Origin of the sequence: Halogranum gelatinilyticum, from assembly GCF_900103715.1 — an archaeon.
GTDB classification, from domain to species: domain Archaea; phylum Halobacteriota; class Halobacteria; order Halobacteriales; family Haloferacaceae; genus Halogranum; species Halogranum gelatinilyticum.
In genome coordinates this window covers 101192-111339 of sequence record NZ_FNHL01000007.1, presented here as the reverse complement: position 1 = coordinate 111339, position 10148 = coordinate 101192, and the positions used below count along the sequence as shown (strand labels likewise).

The window sequence follows — 10148 nt, the reverse complement described above, 5'->3', positions numbered from 1 at the left end:
ACCGTATCAGGTATTAGCCTCAGTTTCCCGAGAGTATTCCTGTCTACAGGGTAGTTTGGCCACGTGTTACTGAGCTTTCCGCTGCGATCTAAGTCGCACAACTAGCATGGCTAAATCGGACCCCAATAGCAATGACCTCCGGCAGGATCAACCGGAATGTTTCCTCTCCCTGGGGGGAGAGGGGGTGGCGGGATGTCCACTCTGACGAGTGGCATCACCAAAACACTCTGTAAGAGAGTGTCATTGCAAGGTCCAAGCTCGGTGACGAGCCGGTCGTCCGACCGGGTGTCACCGAACTATCAAGGCTAACGTCAGATTCCGTCGTGTACGGCGGACCGCAGGGGCGGAATCCTCATCTTCTTCGGACCTAAACCAATGCGCGATGGGTACATAAACCCACCGAAGCACATCGACCGTGGGACGAACCCACGAGGCCCACGTGTGATCTCGGGCCGGGGTGACCGGCCCGAAGTCACGTTGTGTCGTACGCATTCCTACGGATGGCTGGGTAATACTTAATACCAGTGATATCGCCCGAAAGATGAATAATCATCGAGGATGTGTCTGACTGTCAGAGATAGTGCTAACGAATCTCTCGATTGTGAAACTCAAGACCGAGATGTCTATCGGACGAAACGCGACTGCCACTGAAAGTGGGTCAATTTGTTTCCGCGCGCGTTTGCTAAGTCTCCGTTCCGTGCTACGGCTGACTTGGAGGGTCGTACCGCAACGAGAACACGATCAGAACTCGCTGAACGTCGGAGGTGGAAGACAACGGCATTCGGCGGGAGATCGGCTTCGGTAGACTGACCCAACACGGAGACGTACCGGGGGCCGACCGTGACCTAAATCGAGAACAGACGGCCGCTCATGTAGCGACAGGGATACGCTTTACAGCCAGAGAATCCAGCTACGCAGAACCCGCAACACCAAATTTACCAGAGAAATTATAATCGTTCCCCACACAGGGGTGAAGTAACATGGCGAAAGATACCGTCCGCTACCCGGATCAGGTGGTCGAGGAGATCGAATCACTGGTGGCGGATGGGACGTTCGAGAGCAAATCCGAGTTCTACCGGTTCTCTGCGGAGTATATGCTCGAGCTCGTCTCGCCCGACTACAACGAGAAGACGTTTAGCTACGAAGAGTTGAAAGGAGAACTCGACCTGGAGTTCCCGTCAGAAGTCGACGACAGCTACGAGTTCGACGACGACTTCCTCGAAGCGGTCGTCGAAATCCGAAAATACGGGCTGCGGGGCGAGTTCGACGCAGGATACGAATACGTCGACGACGAGGTCGATGCCGGAAGTAGGGCTGCACTCGTACTCGAAGAGCTGTTGGCGATGTATCGGACGCCACAGGTCGAGTAGTCGGTACTACGGCGAATACGGCTCAGACACCGATCTCCTCGTAGACCTCGAACCGGTCGTCGCTGGTGATGACTTTCTTGACGATGGTTGCATCTTCGAGCAGTCGGTGTTTACTGTAGACACCGCGTCCGCGTCCACGACTCGTTCGGGTGGAGTTGATGACGTTGAGGAACGCCTGCTCTTGGAGGATCTCGTTGACTCGCCGTTCGGACAGTCGGTCCATACCGATCTCGTTGACGATGGTGGTATACGTGTCGTAGACGCGTTTCGTCGAGAACTCCGATTCGTCGGACATCAGCGTCAACAGTGCCAGTGCAAGAAGTATCGCCTTCCCTTGCACGGGCGTACCGGCGATGATCTCGTTGAACCGGTCCGCCTCGGTACGCTCTTTCGCTTTACGGACGTGCTCGACTGTCACCTCGGGGTTCTCCTCTTCGGTCGCGATTCGGCCAGCGTTTCGGAGGATGTCGATCGCTTTGCGCGCGTCACCGTGCTCTTGAGCGGCGAGCGCGGATGTGAGCGGAATGACGTCGTCGCCGAGAATCCCCTCGCGGAAGGCATCTTTACGGTTGTTGAGAATTTCGCTGAGCTGGTCGGCGGCGTAGGGTTTGAACACGATCTCGTCGTGCTGGAAGCTGCTCTTGACACGCTCTGTGAGCTGATCGGGGTAGTCGATCTTGTTGCTGATTCCGATGACGCCGATGCTGCAGCGTTCGATTCGACTGTTTTCACCGGCTCGTGAGAGCTTCCGAAGGATCTCGTCGTCTTCGAGCATATCGATCTCGTCGAGCAGGATGACGACGACGTCGGAGCGACTGTCGAGAATCGTCCAGAGTCGTTTGTAATAGTCACCCGTCGAAAGCCCCCGTTCGGGGATCGTGATACCGGTTTCCTCGGGGTCGTTCAACTGGGCAGCGATCGTCTTGACCGCGGAGGTCTCGGTGTTCTCCTCTCCGCAGTCGACGAAGGCGGTTCGGACGATAACGGAGTCTTTCGCCGCTTCGGTCGCGAGCCGTTGGGTCACGTGACGAGAGACCAGCGACTTCCCGGTCCCTGTCTTCCCGTAGATGAGGAGATGCTTCGGCGGTCGGCCGAAGATGGCGGGATTGAGGGCGTTCGCGACTCGCTGCATATGCGTATCGCGGCCGACGATACGGTCCGGACCGGGGATGTGGCGGATATCGAGAAGCTCTTCGCGCGCGAAGATGGGTTCTTCGTACCGAAAGAGTGAGTCTCGCTCCACCTCGGAGTCGTCGCCAAGCGTCATCGATTGGACGGTATTTCTACTGAACGGTCATAACTGTACTGGGAGTCTGACGCCCCCTTCGCGAATGTATTCTCCAAGAAAGTGTCGAGAGACAGCACAAGAAAGGGAAACTCTCGAAGGAGGCCGACGACCAAGCTCGCGAATGTAATGGGCCGCGGTTCGTCGAGAACTACCGTTAGCGACGGAACAGGCGTCGACCCGACACCATCGTCGCGAATGTATGACACCACTGTCGCGAATGTATCTGCATTTGCAGATCGCGGTTCGGTGGTGACGGTGTAGTGGAGGCCGTCCGTGTGGTGTGTGAGACACCCCCGTCGCGAATGTAACGGGAGGGTTTCCTGTTCGATCGATAAGTAGGTAGCCGAAGGAGTCTCACCGGTCTCATCCCCATCGACTCGGCAGGTTAGTGTCAGCCCACCGGATGAGTCGAAGTCGTGCGTGGAACAGACACACACCACCCTCGCGAATGTAAGCGAAAATCGAAGGTGTGTCGCAGGAGTTCGACACCGGAACGGCCACGCACACACACCACCCTCGCGAATGTAAGTGTGCAAAAGAGGTGAGTCAGATGTGATGAGCCGTATGTGGCATGAACCGTGCTATGTGTTCTCGAGTGTCATCTTGTGCTGTGCACGGGACCAACGCAGGCACACGCAAACAACGAAATAGGACGTCGAGAAGAAGCCCGAGACGGTTACGGTTACACCCACACACCTACTTCGCGAATGTAAACGGTCGAAGAAGGGGGTAGCAGTACCCGAGACGACTGATTCGAAAGATCGGTTCGTACAAGGGATGTGAGTGATTCGGGTGTAAGACGGGTTGGAGAGGGCCAACGGTGGGATGTCTGCCGAGAAAGACGGGACCGCGTCCGTCGAACGAGGGCATTTCTCCCAGGATTCGTTTCATTGGCTTCACGACCCAATGTTTTATAAGCCCACAACGAGAAAAGCCCGCCAAGTTAACTTCGTCACAATTTGTAGAGGACGATACTTCGTCCTGTGTCGAGACGAAACCATCGAGCAGAAGGTTCAGACCGAGTAGATCTTACGGTATCGGTCGCTTTCATCCACGTGTCGTTGTTCACGCGAGCCGTGTCGATCTGGGCGTCTCAACCGTATTCTCGCGACAGTTACACGTTCTCCGATTTCCACCCTACTCGCCTGCTTCAAACTCAACCCCCTGATTTCGACTCCACCCCCCGCTCTCACACACTTACATTCGCGAGCATGGTGTGTGTGTCCACCATACTTCTCCACTACCATTCGACTTTCTGATATATTTGGCGTACAGTAGACGTACCGACCCGAATCCGGGACCTTCCGACAGTTAGCTGGACAGTGCCTCGTCGAGTCGCTCCGCATAGGTCCCGAGCATCGCAGCGAGTGCCTCTCTCGGTGCAGTCTCGTCGCCGTCGACGACGCCCTCCGGCCACCAGTCGTCGTCTGCTCCGGGTTCACGTTCGGCGATCTCCTCGACGCCGATTACGTTGTCGCGTTCGTCGAGATACCGGGTCACGAGTGTCGCGAACGTGACCGCGTCGGAGAGCTCCGCGTAGTTGATAAACGGAACCCGCTGACCGTCGGTGCCGTCGAGACCGACCACTGCATAGACCTGATAGGAGTTGGCCATCTCCGACGGGACGTCCGGGCGAACGTGGACGTCGTCGCCGTGGTAGTGGACATCGGCAGTCGTGACGTAGACACCGACCGAGAGTGTGTCGTCGTCACGTTCGAAGCCCTGTCCCGTCTTGTTCCACTTCGCTGAGATACTTGCCATCGGTATCTCTTCGTAGCCAGGGGGCAAGGAGACATCGACATCGGCCACTTCGTCGGCGGTGGTCTACACAACTGCTAGCTGGTAGACTCCTGTTGGCCGGGAGAATTCTGCCGGCCGGGAGACAGTTGCTGGCCAGGAGACCGCTGCTGGCCGGTAGTTTAGTAGCGCGTCAGCGTGAAGAGCGAGTGACTGCGGACTTTCCCTCACGATGACACAGACAGAACCGGACGATACGATGCGGGAGCGTGTCGGTGACCGTCGCAGCCGACTCAGGCTCGCGGCACAGTTGAACGCGGGTCGTCTGCGGCTCACCGTCCTAATCAGCGTTCTCTTCTTCGCTCTCCTCTCGGCCACGATCGTCGCGACCGGTGACGATCTCCTCGTCGCGATGACTCAATCGGACCCAGTCGAGACGTTGTTTCAGGGGTACGTGACGGCACTCATCACCGGTGTTACACTGGTGGTCACCATCTCACAGTTGGTGCTTTCACAGGAACTCGGTCCGTTGGGCGACCAACATGAGCGGATGAAAGGGGCCGTCGACTTCCGCCAGGAGGCCAAAGAGTATCTCGGGACGACGCCGCCGCCGGAGCCGGCAGCGTTCCTCCAGGCGTTCGTCGAGGTGAGCGGCGAGACCGCCGAGCGGCTCGCTGAGGTCGCCAAGTCGCGCGACGACGTCCAAGAGTTTCTCGACGAGCTGACCCACAACGCGGATGCCGTCGCAAGCGACCTCGACGACGCCCAGTTCGGTCGCTATCAGGTCGTCAAATCCGCCCTCGACTTCAACTACTCGTGGAAGATCTACCAGGCACGTCGCCTCCGTCAGCGATACGCCGACGACCTTACCGACGAAGAGAGTGCGGCCTTCGACGACCTCATCGACCTGCTCTCACTCTTCGGTCCCGCACGCGAACACATCAAGACGCTCTTCTTCGAGTGGGAACTCGTCGGTCTCTCGCGGAAGATGGTCTACGTCTCGTTTCCAGCCCTACTCGTCGCCGTCTCGATGATCCTCGTCGTCGGTCCCGAGACCGTTCCCGGTTCGGTCTTCGGCGTCGACAGCGTCGTCTGGCTCGTCGCCGCCGCCGCAACGATCTGCTCGATGCCGTTCTTCCTGCTCGGGGTCTACATGATCCGGCTTGCCACCATCGCTCGCCGGACACTCGCTATCGGCCCGTTCATCCTCCGCGAGTCGGGCCGGTCGGACGACCTCGATTGGGAGTCGTAACACGCCTCCTCTCCTTTCCTCTCCTCCCACACCCTCCTCTCCTTTCCTCTCCTCCCACACCCTCCTCTCCTTTCCTCTCCTCCCACACCCTCCTCTCGTCACCTGTTCGCCCCCAATCCTTATGCCAGAATCCGAGCAAGATTTTCGGTATGCCCGAATGTCAGAACTGTGGCTCGTTCGTCACCGAAGCCTACGTTCGCGTGTTCGCCCCCAACGGCGCGCAACATCCCCGTGTCTGTCCCCACTGTGAAGACAAACTCCGAGACGGGGCCGAGGTTCGAGAAGCACGGAGCCGACGCCATTGAGTCTCCACTCCCGACTCACGTCCCTGCCTGACTTCCGTCTTCTCGCTGGCTCCCTGCCCCGATGCCCGAAGAACACGACTGCAACCGGAACGCACCGGTTCTCAAAATATCTCTGTTAGATGTCTATTCAAAATTTGTGCTAAATTCTATATGGTTTTGCTTTACTCAGGCGACTGCTACTGCCTGACAACCTCGACAGAGTGATTTCTCAGCTTTTTCTCGAAAAACCCCTCACATCCGCCGCTATCACTACTAGTGCAGTTCATTCTCTACTTCTTCTGGCGAGACTGTCTCTTCGACCGGACACCCCAATTTTCTCTCTCCCACACCTGTCGAATATCTGTTTATCATTCTATTTTTACAATAGTGGTCGTGCCGGTGTCGGACCAGTGTTCGACCTCGATTTTGCTCACCAGTTCGCGGTCCCCCCGACGAAACCGCAGCGAGACGGCTTTAGACGCCCAAATATGGGGAATACGCACTGTTAACCACTAGAATCGTGACAAACGTAGTGTTGTAACAGAATCATTCGCTGGTCAGGACGAACCAGCCGTGACAACGGACCGTTTCTCCGGTTCGAGCGACTCGAAAACGAACTTGCACCGACGGTCACCGTTGTCGACGACGGTCTTATGCTCCTTCCAGTCGTATCTCTGACACCACAGACGACCCATGAACCGCACACCCGTCGGACTCGGGCGGGCTGACAGCGAGCGCGTCGCGCTCCTCGCGATAGCCCTGCTGCTGGTCGCGACGGTCGCCGTGCCCGCCGTCGGCGTCGCCGAGGCGGCCGTCCCCGACGAGAGACAGGTCGGCGCGACGCTCTCGGCACGCGTCCACTTCGCCGATCTCTATCACGACCCCACACTCGGGTCGTGGCGGCTCGTGGGTCTCACCCAGTTGACCGACGCCACGTGGACGGTGACGCTCTACGACGTCGACGGCAACCAGCTCGGCCGACAGTCCCTCGACGGACGGTCCTTCGCGGAGGACGGTGTTGGCCTCGACGCGGACGTCAGCGAAGTCGGTGTCCGGCTTGTCGGTCGCGTCCCGTCGGTCGCAGACTACCGCTACGATCCGCCGCAGACGTTCCAACTCGCGTCGGTCGCGGTCACGCGACCGGGCGAGACTCCGACGACGCTCGGCACCTGGCGAGTCCACCATTTCACCGCCGAGAGTGCCGCCGTCGCCGACGCCATCGACGCGGCGGCCGCCGAAACCGCCGCCGCACGAGCCGCTGGGGCGACGCCGACCGAGGCCGAAGCGTCGCTCGCGTCCGCTATCGACGCCTACGAGCGCGAGGATTTCGCGCTGGCGACGACGCTGGCCGCGGCGGCCGAGTCGCAGGCGACGGCGGCGCGCGAGGCTGCGACGACCCGCAGGCTGGCGGTCTCCGTCGGCGGGACTGCCGTCGGCCTCGGTCTCCTCGGAGCGTTCGCGGTGTGGTATCGGCGACGTCGCCGACTGCCGTCGGAGCATCGGTAATACGGCGTCTCTCACCGCTGTCGCTCCTGCAGCCATCCCGGATCGACTGCCGTGCTCGTCCCCGCTCGTTGAGCAGTTGTCGGCAATTTAATCATTCATTTATCATTACTATTCGGAGGTTCATTGAACAGCGTCTGTTCAGACTGTTACCAAGGCTGCTCGTATTCCGTCGAGTGGCGGTGGCAGCCCATCCGACGTTCAGTGAGGACGGACTGTCACGACTTGCGACCGATTACTCCGTTCCTTCGATTTCAGGGCGTACGGGGTTATTTACTCCCGCTCTAGGTATCTAGATATACCCTTCTTGGGCTTCGGCGTACCCGACTACTGCCGGGGAAGGACCATGGCTGTCAGATACAATACCGGGGGACGAGAAGAGACAGAAGTGGACGACGCGGACGAGGTGGCCAGTGGCCACTGTCCGGAGTGCGACTCGGCCGCGCTCGTGCGCAGCGACGACCGGGGGGAACTCGTCTGTGACGACTGCGGGCTCGTCGTCGACGACAAAGTCGTTGACCACGGGCCGGAGTGGCGTGCGTTCGACCACGCCGAGCGCCAGTCGAAGTCGCGGGTGGGGGCCCCGACGACGAGTACGATGCACGACCGGGGGCTGACGACGACCATCGACTGGAAGAACCAGGACTCGTCGGGACACGTGCTCTCTTCGGAGAAGCGCAACCAGATGCACCGCCTGCGCAAGTGGCAGGAACGAATTAGAACGAAGGACGCGGGCGAGCGCAACCTCCAGTTCGCGCTCTCGGAGATCGACCGCATGGCGTCGGCCCTGGGGGTGCCGCGCTCCGTGCGGGAGGTCGCCGCCGTCATCTACCGACGGGCACTCGATACCGACCTCATCCGCGGCCGCTCCATCGAGGGCGTCGCGACGAGCGCGCTCTACATCGCGTGCCGTCAGGAGAACATCCCGCGCAGCCTCGAGGAGGTGTCGTCGGTCGCCCGGGTGGACCGACGCGAAATCGGCCGCACCTACCGCTACGTCGCCCACGAACTCGGTCTCGACATGGCTCCCGTCGACCCCAAGCAGTATCTCCCGCGGTTCTGCTCGGAACTCGAACTGAACGAGGAGGTCCAACAGCGCGCGGCAGCCATCATCGAAAAGACGACCGCCGAGGGGTTGCACTCGGGCAAGTCGCCGACGGGGTTCGCCGCCGCGGCCATCTACACGGCCGCGCTGCTCTGCAACGAGAAGCGCACCCAGCGCGAGATCGCGCAGGTCGCGCAGGTCACCGAGGTGACCATCCGCAACCGGTACCGTGAACAGCTGGAAGTCGTCGGCATCGACTTCGACGAAGTGTCGGCACGGCAGTAACCGACGCTCACTGACGCTCACTGACGCGAACCGACGCTCTCTTTTCGCCCGCCGCAGCCGACAAGCCGGGCTACAGCCGCGGCGACTCCGCCTCGATGACGTCCGCGAGTCTGTCTAGCTCCGTCGCCAGTAGGCGGACGAAGTCGTCGAGTGTGACGATGCCGACGAGGTCGCCGCGTTCGAGCACGGGTGCGCGCCGGACGCCCCGCTCGCAGAGTTCGTTGACGACGTCGAAGACGTCGTCTCCGATATCGACGGTGAACAGATCCTCGGCCATGACGTTCCGGGCCGTCAGTGCCTCCGAGCCGTCCATCGCGTAGAGCACGAGGTCGCGATCGGTGACGATGCCCCGCGGCCGCCCGCCGTCGACGACGACCACGCAGCCCACGTTGTGCGACCGCATCGTCTCGACCACCTCGTCGACGGGGCTGTCGACCCCGACGGTCACGACGTCCGTCCGCCCGATTCGTTCGAGACTCATGGTGTCTAGAACGCTCACGGCCGACAAATAGCTGCGTCCGCTCGCGGCTCTCACGCACGTCGTGACCGTCCGTTCGTCCACCCGCCGCGCTCGCGACGGAACGTTATTCGCGCTCTCGTGCGTCCCTCTAGGGGTGTGTTATCATGTTCAGAAACCGAACCGAGGCGGGCGTCGAACTCGCCGCGTTGCTCCGTGAGCAGGCCGTCGAGGCGGACGTCGTGCTCGCGGTCCCCCGCGGCGGGCTTCCCGTCGGCCGCGCCGTCGCCGACGCGCTCGGCGTTCCGCTCGACGTCGTCGCCGCCCGGAAGCTCGGCGCGCCAGCCAACCCGGAACTCGCAATCGGCGCGGTCGCCGCCGACGGCACCGTCTGGATCAACGATAGCATCGTCGACAGCCTCGGCGTGAGCGACGACTACATCGAGCGAAAACGGAACGAAGAGGCCGCAGTCGCGGCCGACAAACTCGACCGGTACCGTCGCGGCCGCCCGCCGCTGGATCTCGCGGGCAAGCGCGTCCTCGTCGTCGACGACGGGGTGGCGACGGGCGCGACGACGACCGCCTGTCTCCGACAGGTGCGCGCAGCGGGTGCCGCGGAGACGCTCCTGGCCGTCCCGGTCGCGCCCCCGGAGACCGTCTCTCGGCTCCGCGAGGAGGCCGACGCGGTCTACTGCGTCGAGATGCCGCAGTATTTCGGCGCGGTCGGCTCGTTCTACCGCGACTTCGGGCAGGTCAGCGACCGCGAGGCGATGGGGTATCTCGCCGAACCCTCCGACTTGGCCGCGGTGGGCGACGATGCGGCCGAAGGCGAGGATGCCGACGGCGACGCGACCGACGAGGGCGATTCTACCGACGAGGACCGCGGCCGCGACGAGGGTGGCGTGAGCGTGTAGGCCGCCGGGACGG

At 61.1% G+C, this 10148-nt stretch carries 8 protein-coding genes, 1 rRNA gene and 1 pseudogene; 6 read left to right on the top strand and 4 right to left on the bottom strand.

Annotated elements, in window-relative coordinates; translation table 11 throughout:
- Positions 1-158 (bottom strand): 16S ribosomal RNA (locus BLR57_RS17745); the annotation flags it as partial.
- A gap of 822 nt (positions 159-980) precedes the next feature.
- Between BLR57_RS17745 and BLR57_RS17740 the strand changes: the two genes are divergently transcribed.
- Positions 981-1370, top strand: coding sequence for a CopG family transcriptional regulator (locus BLR57_RS17740; RefSeq protein WP_089699853.1), 390 nt, complete (start codon positions 981-983; stop codon positions 1368-1370).
- A 22-nt stretch (positions 1371-1392) separates the two neighbouring features.
- Here BLR57_RS17740 and BLR57_RS17735 read toward each other — a convergent pair whose 3' ends face one another.
- Both BLR57_RS17735 and BLR57_RS17730 read right to left on the bottom strand, forming a co-directional pair.
- Entirely contained in the window at positions 1393-2637 is a 1245-nt protein-coding gene (locus tag BLR57_RS17735; RefSeq protein WP_089699851.1) for a Cdc6/Cdc18 family protein, read from the bottom strand.
- 1332 nt (positions 2638-3969) lie between these two features.
- Entirely contained in the window at positions 3970-4419 is a 450-nt protein-coding gene (locus tag BLR57_RS17730) for a hypothetical protein (RefSeq protein ID WP_089699850.1), read from the bottom strand.
- Between the two features lie 208 nt (positions 4420-4627).
- Between BLR57_RS17730 and BLR57_RS17725 the strand changes: the two genes are divergently transcribed.
- The 4 genes from BLR57_RS17725 (at position 4628) to BLR57_RS17715 (ending at position 8764) form a co-directional block, all read left to right on the top strand.
- Positions 4628-5647: a DUF7972 family membrane protein gene (locus tag BLR57_RS17725; RefSeq protein ID WP_089699848.1), complete on the top strand. Its 1020-nt coding sequence runs from the start codon at positions 4628-4630 to the stop codon at positions 5645-5647.
- Between the two features lie 149 nt (positions 5648-5796).
- Positions 5797-5952 (top strand): DUF7563 family protein, encoded by a 156-nt coding sequence (locus BLR57_RS19555; protein ID WP_170830696.1) that lies wholly within the window; start codon positions 5797-5799, stop codon positions 5950-5952.
- 672 nt (positions 5953-6624) lie between these two features.
- On the top strand, positions 6625-7437 hold the full coding sequence (locus BLR57_RS17720) for a hypothetical protein (RefSeq protein ID WP_089699847.1): 813 nt from the start codon (positions 6625-6627) through the stop codon (positions 7435-7437).
- Positions 7438-7780: 343 nt separating this feature from the next.
- Positions 7781-8764 (top strand): transcription initiation factor IIB, encoded by a 984-nt coding sequence (locus BLR57_RS17715; RefSeq protein WP_089699845.1) that lies wholly within the window; start codon positions 7781-7783, stop codon positions 8762-8764.
- 70 nt (positions 8765-8834) lie between these two features.
- On the opposite strand, the gene BLR57_RS17710 is transcribed toward BLR57_RS17715, so the two are convergent.
- Positions 8835-9245 carry a CBS domain-containing protein gene (locus BLR57_RS17710; RefSeq protein ID WP_089699843.1) on the bottom strand — a complete coding sequence of 137 codons (411 nt, stop codon included), beginning with the start codon at positions 9243-9245 and terminating at the stop codon, positions 8835-8837.
- 143 nt (positions 9246-9388) lie between these two features.
- Here BLR57_RS17710 and BLR57_RS17705 point away from each other — a divergent pair.
- Positions 9389-10009, top strand: a pseudogene (locus BLR57_RS17705) (phosphoribosyltransferase); the annotation flags it as partial.
- Positions 10010-10148 lie beyond the last annotated feature (139 nt).